The 16,781-nt window shown below is 66.7% G+C and carries 15 protein-coding genes and 1 pseudogene; 10 read left to right on the top strand and 6 right to left on the bottom strand.

The window, feature by feature from the left end; all coding sequences use genetic code 11:
• Window positions 1-15: 15 nt before the first annotated feature.
• The gene (locus QE394_RS10365) at window positions 16-528 is read right to left on the bottom strand and encodes a hypothetical protein (RefSeq protein ID WP_200937752.1); all 513 of its coding nucleotides are present in this window, start codon (window positions 526-528) and stop codon (window positions 16-18) included.
• Between the two features lie 133 nt (window positions 529-661).
• Between QE394_RS10365 and QE394_RS10360 the strand changes: the two genes are divergently transcribed.
• The gene (locus tag QE394_RS10360) at window positions 662-1,279 is read left to right on the top strand and encodes a uracil-DNA glycosylase (RefSeq protein WP_056078396.1); all 618 of its coding nucleotides are present in this window, start codon (window positions 662-664) and stop codon (window positions 1,277-1,279) included.
• A 38-nt stretch (window positions 1,280-1,317) separates the two neighbouring features.
• Here QE394_RS10360 and QE394_RS10355 read toward each other — a convergent pair whose 3' ends face one another.
• Window positions 1,318-2,568, bottom strand: coding sequence for a HipA domain-containing protein (locus tag QE394_RS10355; RefSeq protein ID WP_349034447.1), 1,251 nt, complete (start codon window positions 2,566-2,568; stop codon window positions 1,318-1,320).
• A complete protein-coding gene (locus QE394_RS10350) occupies window positions 2,565-2,825 on the bottom strand; it encodes a type II toxin-antitoxin system Y4mF family antitoxin (RefSeq protein WP_349034446.1) in 261 nt (86 codons plus the stop codon). The genes QE394_RS10355 and QE394_RS10350 overlap by 4 nt, the downstream gene beginning before the upstream one ends.
• A gap of 165 nt (window positions 2,826-2,990) precedes the next feature.
• Here QE394_RS10350 and QE394_RS10345 point away from each other — a divergent pair, with 165 nt between their 5' ends.
• The 4 genes from QE394_RS10345 to QE394_RS10330 are packed head-to-tail and all read left to right on the top strand — an operon-like array spanning window position 2,991 to window position 7,794.
• Window positions 2,991-3,695, top strand: coding sequence for a FadR/GntR family transcriptional regulator (locus QE394_RS10345; protein WP_056078404.1), 705 nt, complete (start codon window positions 2,991-2,993; stop codon window positions 3,693-3,695).
• A 24-nt stretch (window positions 3,696-3,719) separates the two neighbouring features.
• Window positions 3,720-4,766: an asparaginase gene (locus QE394_RS10340; protein ID WP_261620875.1), complete on the top strand. Its 1,047-nt coding sequence runs from the start codon at window positions 3,720-3,722 to the stop codon at window positions 4,764-4,766.
• 40 nt (window positions 4,767-4,806) lie between these two features.
• A complete protein-coding gene (locus tag QE394_RS10335; protein WP_261620876.1) occupies window positions 4,807-6,222 on the top strand; it encodes an aspartate ammonia-lyase in 1,416 nt (471 codons plus the stop codon).
• A 57-nt stretch (window positions 6,223-6,279) separates the two neighbouring features.
• Entirely contained in the window at window positions 6,280-7,794 is a 1,515-nt protein-coding gene (locus QE394_RS10330; RefSeq protein ID WP_349034445.1) for an amino acid permease, read from the top strand.
• A 100-nt stretch (window positions 7,795-7,894) separates the two neighbouring features.
• Here the strand turns inward: QE394_RS10330 and ggt are convergent, their stop codons facing one another.
• A complete protein-coding gene (ggt, locus tag QE394_RS10325; protein ID WP_349034444.1) occupies window positions 7,895-9,757 on the bottom strand; it encodes a gamma-glutamyltransferase in 1,863 nt (620 codons plus the stop codon).
• Window positions 9,758-9,990: 233 nt separating this feature from the next.
• Between ggt and QE394_RS10320 the strand changes: the two genes are divergently transcribed.
• Complete coding sequence (locus QE394_RS10320; RefSeq protein WP_261619002.1) at window positions 9,991-11,316, top strand: GNAT family N-acetyltransferase; 1,326 nt, start codon at window positions 9,991-9,993, stop codon at window positions 11,314-11,316.
• A gap of 28 nt (window positions 11,317-11,344) precedes the next feature.
• A pseudogene (locus QE394_RS10315) lies at window positions 11,345-12,605 on the top strand (low temperature requirement protein A).
• A gap of 20 nt (window positions 12,606-12,625) precedes the next feature.
• Here QE394_RS10315 and QE394_RS10310 read toward each other — a convergent pair.
• A complete protein-coding gene (locus QE394_RS10310; protein WP_015938910.1) occupies window positions 12,626-12,826 on the bottom strand; it encodes a hypothetical protein in 201 nt (66 codons plus the stop codon).
• Window positions 12,827-12,874: 48 nt separating this feature from the next.
• Complete coding sequence (gene gluQRS / locus QE394_RS10305) at window positions 12,875-13,768, bottom strand: tRNA glutamyl-Q(34) synthetase GluQRS (RefSeq protein ID WP_056080627.1); 894 nt, start codon at window positions 13,766-13,768, stop codon at window positions 12,875-12,877.
• A gap of 325 nt (window positions 13,769-14,093) precedes the next feature.
• Here gluQRS and QE394_RS10300 point away from each other — a divergent pair, with 325 nt between their 5' ends.
• From QE394_RS10300 to QE394_RS10290, 3 genes are all read left to right on the top strand, one after another.
• On the top strand, window positions 14,094-14,552 hold the full coding sequence (locus tag QE394_RS10300; protein WP_056080624.1) for an Lrp/AsnC family transcriptional regulator: 459 nt from the start codon (window positions 14,094-14,096) through the stop codon (window positions 14,550-14,552).
• Between the two features lie 69 nt (window positions 14,553-14,621).
• Window positions 14,622-16,106, top strand: coding sequence for a WXG100 family type VII secretion target (locus QE394_RS10295; RefSeq protein ID WP_349034443.1), 1,485 nt, complete (start codon window positions 14,622-14,624; stop codon window positions 16,104-16,106).
• Window positions 16,103-16,780, top strand: coding sequence for a hypothetical protein (locus QE394_RS10290; RefSeq protein ID WP_268160490.1), 678 nt, complete (start codon window positions 16,103-16,105; stop codon window positions 16,778-16,780). The genes QE394_RS10295 and QE394_RS10290 overlap by 4 nt, the downstream gene beginning before the upstream one ends.
• The last annotated feature ends 1 nt before the right edge of the window (window position 16,781 follow it).

Below are 16,781 nucleotides of genomic sequence, written 5' to 3'. Positions count from 1 at the left end.
GGGCAGCCTTTCCCTTCAGGCGGGGGCGCTGCCGCGTGCCTGGACAAGGTTCGCGAACGGCAGTTTCCCGTACTCCGCCACGAAGCCTGCGTGGTAGCCGGCCTCCGCCTGGTTCAACTGCCCAGCCGGCACTTCTTTCCAGGCGACAAGCAATTCGGCCGCACCTGCCAACTGCCAAATGAGCCGCCCGTCCCAATGGCCTGGCGGCTTCCCCTGACCGAAATCAACAAATTCCTGGATCTGGCGCCTGAGTCCCCTGTTGCCCTTGCTGCCGGGACCGGCCTTGCCGATGTAAAGGACCGGCGCCGATTCCACCCACTCCGTCCGGAGTGCCGTATCGGGGAGGGTTGGCTGCCTCTTCTTGAAGACGCCGGCCGTGCTCCTCTTCAGGAAGCGCGGCAGGAACCCGGCCGGCGCAACCACAACGAACAGGCCGGTTCCCTGCGGTATGCGCATAATGTCGAGATCGTCGATGGGCCTGAAGCCTGCGAAACCATCGGCCTTCAGGCCTTTCCGGGTGAACTGCACGCTCCTCATTGAACAGCATCGCCGAAGCCGGCCGGGCCCCCGCCGCACCTTTCCCCTGCCCACCCCCGTACGGAGAAGCGTAGAGTGGCATGAGACGCCTGATTCTGGACGCCGTGCTGCTGAGGGAGAGATCGTGACGATTGACTGGGACGAAAAGAAAGCCCTGCTACAGGAACCGAACATCGCGAAGGTAACCCAGCTTTGCGACGAACTCATGGAAAAGAAGCCGGGCTCCACCGTTCCCTACATCGACCCCGTCCATGACGAGGATGAGTGCCGGATCGTCACCCTGCAGGTCAGCCCCGGGAAGGGCACCGAATCCGGGTTCGTGTCCCACAACAACGACGATGAAGCCGCACGCCGTGCGACCCAGATCTACGAACTCGCCGAACTGGATCCGCGCTACGTCATGCCTTGGAACGCGTTCCCCTGGGTCCGCGAGTCCGGAAGCCCGTCGGCGCTGAGTGTCCAGGAGAAGACGGACGGCCTCCGCCCGTTCCGCCAGTTCCTCAAAATCAACTCCCGCGTCTCGGCGATCATTGCCCACGGAACCGATGCATCCACTTTCCTGACGCTCTACGAGAAGACCTACCACTCCGCATTGAAGAACAGCGGCATCAAGATCTACAAGGCCACTGCTCTTGGCGGGCGGGCATTCGCCGTATCCGACACGAAGCAGGAAGAGATCCTCACTAAGAACGTCGAGATCTACAAGGACGCCATGCAGCGGGCGGGCATCCAGCACCTGTAAGCCACTCCCCGCCAGGCTGAACGCGGAAGCGTGGCAACCTACCCTTCGAAAAGCCGGCGGCGGTGCTTCAGCTCCTTGACCCATGCCCTGGTGACCATGTCCGGGAACGGCGACCGGCCGCCGTCGTTCTTCCCGGCCGGTCCGGCACCGGCAAACGCAGTGCCGGCCTCAAGGTCGGCAACCAGCGGCCCCGACGCCCCTAACGCGAGGTCGATGACCTTGCTCGCGGCGCGCTCCGGAAGCCCGAGGCCCGCGGTCCAGCCCAGGAAATGGCGGCGGGAGATGCCCGTCCGCTTGCCGTCGATGGCCAGCGCGAGCGTCTTGTCGCCGTAAACAACCGTGGAGGGGATGTCGTAGACGGGCGCGATCACCCAGCCGGCCCGGGGATCCTGCACCATGGACACGTTCTTCGCGTGCAGGTCGCCGTTGCCGGTCAGCCAGGCGAACGCACCTTGAAGGGCAAGGTTGCGGTGGGCCGGCAGCGGAGCGGCGCAGTGCTCCGCCAGTGCCCGGCACACCTGCCCGTACCCCACGTTGTACTTGTCTGCCGGGTACAGCCTGAGCACCTGGGCTCCGTCCTCAACGGCGAGCCGCAGGACGTCGCCGGCGCCGGCTGCTGCTTCGAGCGGCGGGACGCGGTCGAAGCGTTCCACCAGCAGTCCCGGCCGCCCTGCGACGTCCCGGATCAGCCCCACCCGGCTCAGCGGGATCCGCAGCCTGGCCGCGTAGCGGAACATGGCGAACTCGTTCTCCACCACATGCGGAAACTCGGGGGCGTTGAGCTTAAGGATGAACCGCTTGCCCTTGGCGGCCACGGGCAGCGAGATCATCCCGGCGGACAGCTTGTCCTGCACGCCGGCAAGCGCCACGGGATCGATCAGGTCCGGGTCGCCCAGGAGCTCGTCGAAGTCCACCGGCTGGCGCGGGTCCAGCTCCACCGCATGTTCGTCCGGGTCCAGCGGCTCGCCGTGGCCGATGATCTGGACGTCGCCCACAGGGTTCCCGCCGGCCGCGATCAGCAGGGACAGGTCGTCGTCCGCGCTGGTTTTGATGGACCGGCGCAGTGCATTCAGGCGCCGGCCTTCCGGCAGCAGGCCGGTGAAGTACGGCGGTGCGGCACCTGCGGCGGACATGACCGGTTCTCCGGTGAGGGGAAGGGAGGACGCGACGGCGGGTCCTCCGCCGGCAAGGTAAACGGGCAGGTAGCTGAACTTCGTTCCGCCGCCGTACCGTTCCAGCCGCGCGGCCAGGACCCCTGCCTTGTAGACGTCCGCGACGCGGTGCCTCACGGAGCGGCACTCCCGGCGCGGTCCTGGCCGCTAAGGGAACGCTCCGCCTGGCTGGCCCTGTCAGCAATCCGCAGTTCGAGGCCCAGCGTATCGAGGACTGCAAGCAGCGAGTCCAGCTGCACGCTTGGCTTTCCCCGCTCCACGAACCTGACGAACCGCTCTGATACACCCGCCATGTCGGCGAGGTCCCGCTGGGTGAGCCGCAGCGAGGTGCGCCTGGCCCGGACCTCCGTTGCAACCAGGTCCATTAACGTCATACGTACCTCCTGAGGCACGATCGTGCCGGTTAGGTTCAATGTAGCAGTGGTGGCCTGGTTGCGGAAGAGGCTATTCGGCTATAACGGTACGCTCGTGCCGGTCATGAGGGAGCCGGTAAAGAGTGGGGCTTGACACTCCCGTGTGACCGGTGCCATATTTTAAGCGTGAACCTGTCAGACAGCCGGACAGCAGGACAGCCTGTGGTCCCCCTCGCGCGGCTCAGCGCCGCCGAAGCGGTATTTAACGCGATCCGCGTGGACATCGAATCCGGCCTTGTTCCCGTGGGCAGCAAACTCAGCTCCGAGGCCACCCTCGCCCAGCAATACGGCGTGAGCCGCTCCGTCATCCGGGAGGCCCTCCGCTCCTGCACCGCCCTGGGCCTGACGGTCACCAAGACCGGCAAGGGCACGTTCGTGGTGGCCAACAGGGTAGCCAACGATCTGACACTGGGACAGTACTCCGCCCGCGACCTGACCGAGGCCCGCCCGCACATCGAAATCCCCGCCGCCGGCCTCGCCGCCGAGCGGCGCACCGACGACGAGCTGGACACCCTCCGCCAAATCATGGCCGCCATGGCCACCGAAACCGACCCCGAATCCTGGGTGGCCCTGGACTCCACTTTCCATGCCACCATCGCCCGCGCCAGCGGCAACAAGGTCTTCGAAAGCGTCGTGGCCGATATCCGCGACGCACTGGCCCACCAGTCGGAAACCCTGAACATGGTGGCTGACCGCCAGCACGCCTCGGACATTGAACACCAGCACATCCTGGCCGCCATCGAGGCCGGATCCGCCCACGACGCGCGTTCCGCCATGGCCCGCCACCTGGAAGCCGTGGGCCAGGCCCTCGACTCGATCCTCAACAAATAACCCGCCAGCAACCCCAAGGACACCATGCCCTCCCCCGCGTTTTCCGCTGCCCGCACCCCTGCCCCGGACCACCTGGCCCTGCCGCAGCACGCTCCCCTGGTGGCGGCCGTCCGCAGCGGCCTCGTGGAAAGCGTCCACTACGGATCGGCCCTCGCCCTGCGCAGGGACGGCTCCACCGCCGCAACCGCCGGCAACCCGGAAGCCCCCTTCTACCCGCGCTCCTCGCTCAAGCCGCTCCAGGCCGTGGCCATGGTCCGGGCCGGGCTGGACCTCCCCGCAGACCTCCTGGCCCTGGCCGCCGCCAGCCACTCCGGCGACAGCCGCCACCGCGACGGCGCCCTCCGCATCCTGGAACTGCACGGCCTCAGCGCCGCCGACCTCGAAAACAGCACGGACCTCCCCTACGGCACGGCCGAACGCGGGGAATGGCTGCGGAACGGCGGCGAAGCCACCCAGCTCACCCAGAACTGCTCGGGCAAGCACGCCGCCATGGCCGCCACCTGCGCCATCAACGGCTGGCCGGTCCGCGGCTACCTTGAGCCGTCCCATCCGCTCCAGCAGCTCGTTGCCGCCACCGTCACCGAACTGACCGGCGAAGAACCCGCCGCCATCAGCACCGACGGCTGCGGCACCCCGCTGTTCGCCCTCACCCTCCGCGGCATGGCCCGCGCCTTCGGCCTCATTTCGCGCGCCGCCGGCCAGGCGGAGGGAACCTCCGACGACGGCGGGCCGGCTTCCCGAAGCGCGGAAGCCGCCGTCGGGCTCGCCATGCAGCAGCACCCCCACATGGTGGCGGGCGAGGGACGCGACGTCACTGAGCTCATGCGCCTGGTGCCCGGCGCCGTGGCCAAGGACGGCTTCGAGGGCGTCCAGCTGGTGGGCCTGGCCGACGGCAGTGCCGTGGCCGTGAAGATTTCCGACGGCGGCGACCGCGCCCGGATGCCCGCCACCGTCCGGCTCCTCGACGCGCTGGGACTTGATACCGGACCCCTGGCCCCCATCGCCACCGCACCCGTGCTGGGCGGCGGCCACGAAGTGGGCCGGCTGCAGGCCACCGACTTCCTCAACTAATTTCTGTCCGAACCAGACAACGACGCCCGTAAGGACCCCCATGACCATCACACCAACCGCCGAAAATTTCCGCTCCGAACACGACCTGCTGGGTGACCGCGACGTCCCCGCGGAAGCATACTGGGGCGTGCACACCCTGCGCGCCGTGGAGAACTTCCCCATCACCGGCCAGCCGCTCTCCACCAACATGCACCTGGTCCGCGGCCTGGCGGCGGTCAAGCTCGCCGCCGCCCGCACCAACCGGGACCTTGGCCTGCTGGATGCCGAACGCACCGCAGCCATCGAACAGGCCTGCCAGGACATCCTGGACGGCAAGCTGGCCGAACAGTTCGTGGTGGACGTCATCCAGGGCGGCGCCGGAACGTCGTCGAACATGAACGCCAACGAGGTCATCGCCAACCGCGCCCTGGAAATCCTTGGCCACCCCAAGGGCGACTACGCGCGGCTGCACCCCAACGACCACGTCAACCTCAGCCAGTCCACCAACGACGTCTACCCCACCGCGGTGAAGCTCGGCACCATCTTCGCCGCCCGGGAACTCCTGGACGCCCTGGCCGAACTGGAAGAGGCCTGCGCCGCCAAAGCCATGGAATTCCGCACCGTGGTGAAAATGGGCCGCACCCAGCTCCAGGACGCCGTCCCCATGACCCTGGGCCAGGAATTCGGCACCTACGCCGTCACCATCGGCGAGGACCGGCTGCGGCTGGCCGAAGCCGAACTCCTGATCCACGAAATCAACCTCGGTGCCACCGCCATCGGCACCGGCCTGAACGCCCCGGCAGGCTACGCCGACGCCGCCTGCCGGCACCTGGCCGAGGTCACCGGCCTGCCGCTGGTCACCGCCGTCGACCTCATCGAAGCCACCCAGGACGTTGGCGCGTTCGTCCACCTCTCAGGCGTGCTCAAGCGGGTAGCGGTCAAGCTCTCCAAGATCTGCAACGACCTCCGCCTGCTCTCCTCCGGCCCGCGCGCCGGCCTGGGCGAAATCAACCTGCCGGCCGTCCAGTCCGGCTCCTCCATCATGCCCGGCAAGATCAACCCGGTGATCCCGGAAGTGGTCTCCCAGGTGGCCTACGAAGTGATCGGCAACGACGTCACCATCACCATGGCCGCCGAAGCCGGGCAGCTTCAGCTCAACGCGTTCGAACCCGTCATCGTCCACAGCCTCCACAAGAGCATCTCCCACCTCGAAGCAGCCTGCCGTACACTGACGGCGCGCTGCATCCGTGGAATCACCGCTAACACCGAACACCTGCGGCTCACGGTGGAGCAATCCATCGGCCTGGTCACCGCCCTGAACCCCCACCTGGGCTACGCCACCGCCACCGCCATCGCGCAGGAAGCCCTCGCCACCGGCAAGGGCGTGGCTGAGCTGGTCCTGGAACACGGACTGCTCACCGCCACCCAACTGCAGGAACTCCTGAGCCCCGAACGGCTCGCCAACCTCAGCAAGTAGTCCCCACCCGCCATCGGCGGACACAGCCCCCAACATCCCCCGTCTGTAAGGACACCCATGAGTCAGTCCCCACTCCCAGACCACGTCATCGACGGCGGTCACGCACACGCTACCGAGTCCTCGCTGCATGCTGAGGATAAGGGTTATCACAAGAGCCTGAAGCCGCGGCAGATCCAGATGATCGCTATTGGCGGTGCTATTGGTACCGGTTTGTTCCTTGGTGCCGGCGGCCGCCTCAACGCAGCCGGCCCGTCGCTGGTCATCGCGTACGCCGTGTGTGGTTTCTTCGCGTTCCTGATCCTGCGCGCCCTCGGTGAGCTGGTCCTCCACCGGCCCTCGTCGGGTTCGTTCGTGTCCTATGCCCGTGAGTTCTTCGGGGAGAAGGCCGCGTTCGTTTCCGGCTGGTTCTACTGGATCAACTGGGCCACCACCACCATCGTGGACATCACCGCCGCCGCCCTCTACATGCACTTCTTCGGCAACTACGTCCCCTGGATGGCTGACGTGCCGCAGTGGGCGTGGGCCCTGATTGCCCTGGTGGTGGTCCTGAGCCTGAACCTGGTCTCCGTGAAGGTCTTCGGCGAGATGGAATTCTGGTTCGCCCTCATCAAGGTCGCCGCCCTCGTCGCGTTCCTCCTGGTGGGCACCTACTTCGTGATCTTCGGGACCCCGGTGGACGGCCAGGAAGTGGGCCTGAACCTCCTCTCGGACAACGGCGGCGTCTTCCCCAACGGCCTGCTGCCCATGATCATCCTCATGCAGGGCGTCCTGTTCGCCTACGCCTCGATCGAACTGGTGGGCACCGCGGCCGGCGAGACCGAGAACCCCGAAAAGATCATGCCCAAGGCCATCAACTCCGTGGTCTTCCGCATCGCCGTGTTCTACGTCGGCTCCGTGATCCTGCTGGCCCTGCTGCTGCCCTACACGTCCTACCAGAAGGGCGTCAGCCCGTTCGTGACGTTCTTCGGCTCCATCGGCGTCCAGGGCGTGGACGTGATCATGAACCTCGTGGTCCTCACCGCGGCGCTGTCCTCGCTGAACGCCGGCCTGTACTCCACCGGCCGGATCCTGCGCTCGATGTCCGTGAACGGCTCCGCCCCGAAATTCGCGTCCCGGATGAACAAGGCAGGTGTCCCCTACGGCGGGATCGCCATCACCGCCGGCGTCTCCCTCCTCGGCGTCCCGCTGAACTACCTGGTCCCGGCCGAAGCGTTCGAGATCGTGCTGAACATCGCCTCCGTAGGCATCATCATGACCTGGGCCACCATCGTCCTGTGCCAGATCCAGCTCAAACGCTGGGCCGACAAGGGATGGGTGGAACGGCCCTCCTTCCGCATGTTCGGCGCCCCCTACACCGGATACCTCTCCCTGGTCTTCCTGGTGGGTGTCCTGGTCATGGTGTTCATCGACTCACCACTGACCATGATGGTCACAGCCATCGCCTCAGTACTGATGGTCTTCGGCTGGTACGCCTGCCGCAAACGCATCCACGAAATCGCCGCAACCCGCGAAGGCCACACCGGTGTTGCGCCAGTCATCGCCAACCCACCGGCAGACACCTTCAAGAAGTAGCGCTTCATAACGTCCGACGGCGGCACCCGGGTTCTGGAACTACAGAACCCAGGTGCCGCCGTCAGGGTTTAAGGGCAGCTGCCCGGCGGCAGCGGCCGGATCACCTGGCCGGTTTGACCACCATGGCCGATCCGCCACCGCGCCTTTCGGGTTCAGCGAGCGCTGTCACTCGGCCGTCCCGATGGAACTCGATGGCCGTTGCGGCGCCGATCTCGGCCGCCGATGTGCCGGGGGTACCGGCAGCGGTGAACATATGCCCGTACTTGGCCGCCAGGACTTTGCCCGAGGGCGAGTCGATGAAGCCCTGTTCCGCTGTCACGTTGGCGGTGTTCCGCTGCGATGCGCGGGGAGCGGCCACGGCGTCTTCAATGCTCATGCCGAGGTCGATCCTGTTCACCAGCGTCTGCAGCACCGTGGTGATAATCGTGGAGCCGCCGGGCGAGCCGAGGGCCAGGAACGGGTCGCCATCCTTGAGCACGATGGTGGGCGACATCGAGGAACGGGGCCGCTTGCCGGGCTGGATCCGATTGGGGTCGTCCGCCTTGTACTCGGTGGAGAAGTCCGTGAGCTCGTTGTTCAGGATGAAGCCACGGCCGGGAACCACGATGCCTGAGCCACCGGTCTGTTCAATGGTGAGCGTGTACTCCACAACGTTGCCCCACTTGTCAGAGACGGTGAGGTTGGTGGTGTTGATGTTTTCGGTGTCCGGCGCGTCGCCGGCCGCTGCCGGTTCCACGTCGCAGGTGCCGTCATAGTTCTCCACGTCACCGGCTGCCACGGGCTTGACGGCCGCCTTCCGGGCGTCGATCTCGCAGCCGCGTTCCTTGCCGAAGACGTCGTCGAGGAGGGCTTCGGTGGGGACGTCCACGAAGTTCGGATCGCCCACGTACTTGGCGCGGTCAGCGAAGGCGAGCGCGGACGCTTCAAGGTAGTAGTGCAGGACGTCAGACTGGTTCTTGGCGTTGCCCTTGCCCTTCACCAGGTCCGGCAATTCGAACGGGGCCAGGATGTTCAGGGCCTCGCCCACCGTGGTGCCGCCGCTGCTGGACGGTGCCATCCCATAAACGTCGTAACCCCGGTAGCTGACGTGGGTGGGATCCTGGTTCAGTACCTCATAGTCGGCCAGGTCCTCGGCGGTCATGTACCCCTTGGGCACCGGAAGCGCAGTATCAACCGTCTTCGGTGGTTCCTGGACGGTGGCGGCAATCTCCTCGGCGAGGGGCCCCTTGTAGAAGGCGTCAGTGCCCTCGTCGCCAAGCAAGCGGTAGGTGTCGGCGAGGTCGGGGTTCTTCAGGACCGACCCCACGGCGGGGGCTGCGCCTCCCGGAAGATAGAGCTCGCTGGTGGACGGGAACGCTTCAAAGCGGACCTGGTTTTCCGCGGTCTGGAGCTTGAACGTGGCATCCACGGTGAACCCGTTGTCCGCCACGTCAATGGCAGGCTTCAGGGCATCGCCGAGGGTCAGGCTGCCCCAGCGTTCCAGCGCACGCTCCCACGTAGCTGCCGTGCCGGGGACGCCCACGGAAACGCCGCTGGTGACGAGTTCCGGAGAGAAGTTATATGCCTTTCCGGTGGCGGGATCGATGAACGCATTGTTCGGCATCGCCGCGGGTGCGGTCTCGCGGCCGTCGAGCGTGTGGACCTCGCCGCTCTTCGCGTCGTAGTACACGAAGTAGCCGCCTCCGCCGATGCCGGCAGAGTAGGGCTCCGTTACCCCCAGGGTGGCTGCCGCTGCGACGGCGGCGTCCACGGCGTTGCCGCCCTTGCGGAGCACCGTGATGGCGGCCGCGGAAGCATCGGCGTCCACCGTGCTGACCGCTCCCCCGTATCCGGTGGCGGCGGCTTTCTTCTCGGGTTCGTCGTCCCACGTGTGGGCCGAGGCCGGGCTCATAATGGCTCCGGACGTCACGCTCATCGCCAGTGCAGCCGTTAAGGCTCCTACCCGGCGTCCCAGATGTGGCATGGTTGCTCCTAGGGGTTTGGGTGATGTGCATCACACGCTACTCCTCGGGCCGGACAGGCTCAACGCCCCCGGCTACCCTGCGGAGCACCATGGAGCTGCTTGGCACCCCAAGGAACCGCCGCCGGCAGCACGTCATGCAACGGGACCGCAACGGGCATCGTCCATCGGATCGCTTATGCTCGCTGCAGTAGAGACCATGGGCAGTTCAACGGGGAACCAACGGGAGTGACGGCATGACCAACTGGCGGATCAGGGATTTCCATTCGGCGGACCTGGACGGGATCCTGCACCTGTGGGAGACGCTGAAGGCAACAAACGTGGAACCGGTGTACGCGCTGTCCGAGGTCCTGGCCTCGTGCGAGAAGGACCATGCCGTGGTGGCGGTGCTGGGTGATCAGGTGGTGGGTGCCGCCGTGGGGCGTGCCGCACACGACCAGGGCTGGATTGTCTTCCTGGCCACCCTGCCGGAGTTCCGCGGCCGGGGCATCGGTACGTCGCTGCTGGCCGCCGTCGAAAACCGGATGGCACCGCACGGGCTGAACAAGCTTTCGGCCCTGATGCCGGAGTCCGAAACAAGGGTGGAAGCGTTCCTGGGCCGCGGCTTCGCGCTGAAGAAGAACCTGCGCTACTTCGAACGCACCATCCCCGTGCAGCGGCAGGAGCTCGGTGCGCTCGGCCAGCTCGGCGGCCGCGTCCTCGCCCGCGACCTCTGGGAAAACGTCGCCGGCATGCGCAAGGAAAAGGAACTCCTGGAACGCCGCCTGGTGCTGCCGCTCGCCGAGGCGGACCTCGCGGACGAATTCGGCGTGGTGCCGCCGCGCGCCGTCGTGCTTTTCGGTCCGCCCGGCACCGGCAAGACCACGTTCGCCAAGGCAATCGCGTCCCGTTTGGAGTGGCCGTTCGTGGAGGTGTTCCCCTCCCGCCTCGCCGCGGATCCGCAGGGCCTGGCCGGCGCATTGCGGGAGACGTTCCTGGAAATTGCCGAGCTCGAGCACGCGGTGGTCTTCATCGACGAGGTGGAGGAGATCGCCTCGCAGCGCGCCGGGGACCCGCCCTCACCCCTGCAGGGCGTCACCAACGAACTGCTCAAGATCATCCCGGCGTTCCGGGAACAGCCCGGCCGGCTCCTGGTCTGCGCCACCAACTTCATCCGCGCCCTGGACACCGCTTTCCTGCGGCACGGCCGGTTCGACTACGTCATCCCCATCGGCCTGCCGGACCGGCAGGCCCGCGAGGCCATGTGGCAGCGCTTCATCCCGGCCCCGGTGGTGGACGACGTGGACGTGGACCTCCTCGTGGAGCGGACCGAGGGCTTCTCGCCGGCCGACATCGAGTATGCGGCGCGGAGCGCCTCGCAGCGGGCCCTCGAAAACGTTGTTTACGGCAAGGACAGCGACGGCGGGCTGGCCTCCGATGCGCGGCCGTCTGTCCGGGAAGCGGTACGGAAGGGGCCCTCCACGGAGGACTACCTCGCCGCGATCGCCGAAACCCGCACCACCGTCAGCGCCGAGGTCCACCAGGACTTCCTCGAAGACATAGACGCTTTGGGCAGGGTCTGAACGGGTCCGGTCCGGCTATCTTTGAGGCATGTCCTCAAACCCCCTCCGGCATGCGTTCGCGCGCATGGGCGGCCGCGATCCGCATGAAAAACACCGGGGCAGCCACCCCGCTGGAGCTCTTCTTCGACCTGACGTTCGTGATTGCCTTCGGCGTTGCGGGAAGCCAGTTCGCCCATGAAACCGCGGAGGCCCACGTGCTGCCCGGGCTGATCGGGTTCGCCTTCGCGATGTTCGCCGTCATCTGGGCCTGGATAAATTTCACCTGGTTCGCCAGCGCCTACGACACGGACGACTGGGTGTTCCGCGTGGTCACCATGGTGCAGATCGTGGGCGTCCTGATCCTCACCATGGGAATCGAACCGATGTTCCACTCGATCGTCGAGGGGCAGCACGTGGACAACAGGGTCATTGTGGGCGGCTACATCCTGATGCGCCTGGCCCTGGTGGCGCAGTGGATGCGGGCTGCGCGCCAGGATCCTGCCCGCCGCGAGACGTGCCTGCGCTACGCCCGGTACCTGGCCATCGTCCAGCTGGGTTGGGTGGCGGTGCTGATCCTCGACACCGGGGTTGCCGCCACCCTCCTGATGGTGGTTCCGCTGGTGGCGCTGGAGATGGCCACGCCCTATTTTGCCGAGCGCAGGGCAACCACGCCGTGGCATGCACACCACATCGCCGAGCGGTACGGACTGCTCGCCATCATTGCCCTGGGTGAGTGCCTGATCGGTGCCATCGAGACGTTGCGCGCGTTTGTAGCCAACAGCGGCTGGACCATGGACGCGGCCTTGGTGGGGTTCGGCGGAACGGCGCTGGCCTTCGGAATGTGGTGGGTGTACTTCATGCTGCCTGCCGGGCGGGCGCTGCACCTGCGGCGGCACCGGTCCTACCTGTTCGGCTACGGCCACATCCCCATCTTCGCGGCCATCGCCGCCACCGGCGCCGGCCTCCACGTCGCCGCGTACTACATCGACCACGAGGCCCACATCAGCGCTGCGGCGGCCGTGGCGAGCATCGCCATTCCGGTGGCAGTCTTCAAGGCAACCCTCACCTGGCTGTACAGCGTGATGATGGGAACCGACCGCATGGTCATCGCGGTCGCAGCGGGTGTCATCGCTCTCCAGGGCGGCGCGGTAGCCCTGGCGGCAGCAGGCGCCTCCGTCCCCGTGTGCCTGCTGGTCATCGTGGCCGCCCTGGCCGCCTCGATCGTCATTGACGAAAAACGCGGCAGCGACCGGGTGCATGCGGCCGTGTCGAAGCTGGAGTCCAAGGCAGGGCCGGGGCTTCCGGCGTAGGGCCAAGAAGTCCGGCCGGGCTACTGCTTGCCGTACTTCCGGTGTACCGCCTGCTTGGTGACGCCCAGGCACAGCGCAATGGCTTCCCAGGACAAGCCGGCCTGCCTGGCGCCGCGCACCAGGGCCGCCTCCGCCCGGCTGACTTCCTTCTGCAGTTCGGCAACGGCATACAGGGCCTCGGCGGGGCCCTTGCCGTCCATTGATCCAACGAGTGTCTTCATCCGGTCCACCTCCACGGCGTCAACATTAGTTGACGCCGTGGGTGCGCGTCAACGATTGTTGACGAAGCCCTCCCAAACCCAGGGCGAGGTCGGCACCCGGGCGGGATGAAAGGCGTCGAGCGCCTGGCTCAGCGGCCCCGGGGGGAGCCCGAGTGACGCCAGCAGCCGGTTCCGGACCTGGTCCACCGGAACGCCCGCAGCGTCGAGGTCACCGAGCGTCACTGCACCATCGCGCTTGGCCAACCGGACGCCGTCGGAATTCACCACCAGCGGGACGTGGGCATATTCCGGAACTGGAATATTCAGGAGGGAGGCGAGATATGCCTGCCTGGGGGTCGAGGGAAGTAGGTCGTCGCCGCGGACCACCTGGTCAATTCCCTGGTCGGCATCGTCCACCACCACTGCCAGGTTGTATGCGGTGACACCGTCGTTGCGGCGTAGCACGAAGTCATCCACCACACCGGTGTAGGCGCCGTGCAGGACATCCCGGACCGTGAACTCTGCAACGTCCGCGCGCAGCCGGATGGCCGCCGGCCGGGTGGAGCGCTTGTACTCCAGCTCTGCGGGTTCAAGGTTGCGGCAGGTGCCGGGATAGGCGCCCTGGGGTGCATGCGGGGCGGAGGGGGCTTCCTGGATTTCACGGCGGGTGCAGAAGCACTCGTAGGTGAAGCCTGCGGACTGCAGGCGCCCGATGGCCTCCTCATACAAGGATCCGCGTGCAGTCTGCCGGACCACCGCACCGTCCCAGTCAACCCCTATCGAGGCGAGGTCGCGCAACTGGACGGCCTCGGCCCCGGCGCGGGCCCTGTCCAGGTCCTCAACGCGCAGGAGGAAGCTGCGGCCGGTGGAGCGGGCGAAGAGCCAGGCGAGGATGGCGGTACGGAGGTTGCCCACGTGCAGTTCGCCGGAAGGGCTGGGGGCGAAGCGGCCGGCCAAAGTCATGCATCCAGCCTATGCGGAACAGCACAAGAGCCCCTCAGCCACCGATATGACCGGACATCCGGTGGATCGGTAGCCCAGGGGCTCTCGTCAGTGGGTGCGGAAAGACGATGCGTGAACAAGAGTCAATCAGCGGCGGCCTCCTTGCGGGAAGCTGTGCGCGGCGCCCGGGTGGTGTGCCGGAAGCCGGTGGCCTGCGGGCAGTGGCGGTAACCGCTGCCGTGTTGCCAACATTTCAGCACCAGCCATACAGTTGGTGCAACCGGCCTCGCGTTCGTTAGTCAGTCTGACCAATCCAAGCCGCCCGCATCAGCAGAAAGTAGGCAAATTGCAGGAACTCGACACCACGGACCGGCGGATCCTCCGGGCGCTGGACGAGGACCCGCGGGTTCCCATCATGGTGCTGGCGCAGCGGCTGGGGCTGGCACGCGGCACGGTGCAGTCGCGTCTGGAGCGGATGACGGCGGCCGGCGCGCTCCGGCCCAACAGCAGCAGGGTCCTTCCCGCAGCATTGGGCCGCGGGGTGGCGGCGTCGGTGAGCGCAGAACTGGACCAAAGCCACCTCAATGAGGCCATCGCCGCCCTGCGGAACATTCCGGAGGTCCTGGAATGCCACGCACCCGCCGGCGACACGGACCTCCTGATCCGGGTGGTGGCCACCAGCCCGGATGACCTGTACCGGGTATCGGAGGAAATCCGGCTGTGCCCGGGAATCGTCCGCACCTCCACCAGCATGTTCCTGCGCGAAGTTATTCCCTACCGCACCACGGGGCTGCTGGACGGATAGCCCTCCCCATCGCCGGGATGTACCTTCCCCGCTAGGCTGGCACGGTACATCCACACAGGGGGAATCATCATGGCGGGGACCTTTTACGGCGGCGACGTCGCCCAGCTCCGGCAGGTCGCCAAGGACCTCGCCGGCGGCGCCAACCGGCTCAACGCCCTGGGCCAGCAGCTCAACAGCACCATCAGCTCCGGGCTGTGGAAGGGGCACGACGGCGACAGGTTCCGCAGCGAATGGACCTCCTCCCACATCAAGCTGCTGAAGGCCGCCACGGCCGGGCTCGAAACGGCGTCAAAGGCGCTGCTGGCCAACGCGGACGAACAGGAACGGGCCAGCAACGGCGCCGGCGGCGGCAGCGGTGGTGGCCCGGGCCAGTCGGGCGGGGGCGGCGCAACAGCGCAGGACCTGACCGACACCCTGAACTCGATGACGCCGGACGAGCGCCGGGACTACCTGCAGAGCGAGGAGTTCAGGCAGTGGGCCCTGGCCAACCCGGAAGCCGCAAAGGCCGCCATGGACGCGGCGGCGGACTCCGGCCTGATCGACAAGAACTCCCCGGAGTACGCCGATTTCCTCAGCGACTACTGGAACAACCAGGCCATGCTGGACATGGGCATCGATCCGGCCACCTGGGATACCGCCAACGGCACCGAAGCCAACTGGGACACCATCCGCAGCGTCTACGACTTCTACGGCCAGGCCTACCTGGCCAACCCGGACCTGCAGTGGGCCGGCATGGCCAACATGATCGGACCGTCCTTCGCGGGCGGCTTCCGCGACATGGCCATGATGCGGGACCTCGCGCAGCAGATCGCCAACAATCCGGCGTCCAACATCCCGCTGCCCATCCTGGACCAGATCGAACAGCTGGCCGGAATGACCGATGACGAAATCCGCTTCTACGAAACCAGCATGCTGGACATGAACAAGGAAATCTTCCTGGACCAGGCGCGCCAGCACCAGGCGTATCTCAACGGCGGTCTGGACGAGATCAACCGGCTCCAAGATTCCGGCGCCATCGATGCCGGAACGGCGGAGGCCTGGGCCAATATCGATTCCGGCGACCCGGACCGCGTCCAGGAAGGCAACACCGCCCTCCTGTACCGCGAGCAGAACGAAATCATTGCCGACGATTACGACAACATGCGCAGCCACCCCGGCGGTGAAGCCGTGACCTACATGGTGACCCTGGCCGGCGAGCCCTCCATCCCCGGGGCCAGGAGCTACGCAGAGGTGTTCCCCTACACCTTCAGCGTGGAAAGCCCAGGCCCGCAGAACGTGCCGTTCACCAACTGGGACAACCCCACGCAGTTCCGCACCGACTTCACCACGGGTTTCCCGGACGGCAACATTGCCAACGCGGACCAGCGCTGGGAACTCATCCGGCAGGACACCCTGCCCGCCTACCAGGACCTGCTGGCCTCGGACCCGGACCGGGCAGCCCAGATCATCGGCTCCGACTTTGACTCCCGGGTGGACCAGTACCGGCCCACCAACAACATCCCCCAGATCATGGACCGCTTCCTGGAAGGCTTCGACGCGGAGGTCCACCAGTGACCACCACCCACACAGCCGCAGCCGGGAAGCAACGGCGCGCATCCGGCGTCGTACTCCTCCTGCCGGCCCTGGCCGTCGGCCTGGCCCTGGGCGGCTGCCAACTGTCCGCCCCCGATCCCGCAACCCCGTCCTCCGCCACATCACCTTCTGCAGGGAGCACCGTGAAAACCTCTGAATTTTCCACCCTTGATGCCGCCGGCGTAGAGACCATCCGCAGCACCGGGGCCGCACGGCTGGACATGAGCTCCGGCACGCTGGACAAGGCCGCCGTTCAGGTGACGCCGGACAGCTACGGACCCGAGATCAACACCCGTGGCGCCGGAAAGATCAACTTGACCATCGTGGCGCCCAGCGGCGAAATCACGGGCGAAACGGACCGCATCCGGTTCAACACCACGGACAGGCGCACAGACTTCAGCGAGGTCACCTACTTCCTCACCGCACAATCCGCCGAGGAGTATTTCGCCCTGATCCGTGAGGGTGTGCAGCGTTACGGGATCGACGGTGACTCCGCCGAGCGGTGGATCAGCAGCACCGAAAGCGACCCGGAGGGAAAGAGCGATTTCTCCATCACCTCCGGAACGGCCACCGGCCTGGACGTGAACTACGACCTGAGGTACGACGGCGGCAAGGACACCCAGGTGATCATCGTCCACGTCCGCCCGGCCGACTAGG

This window comes from Pseudarthrobacter sp. SORGH_AS 212, from assembly GCF_030818145.1.
GTDB lineage: Bacteria > Actinomycetota > Actinomycetes > Actinomycetales > Micrococcaceae > Arthrobacter.
The sequence above is the reverse complement of the archived record's forward strand: the minus strand, read 5'-3'. Positions and strand labels throughout refer to the sequence as shown.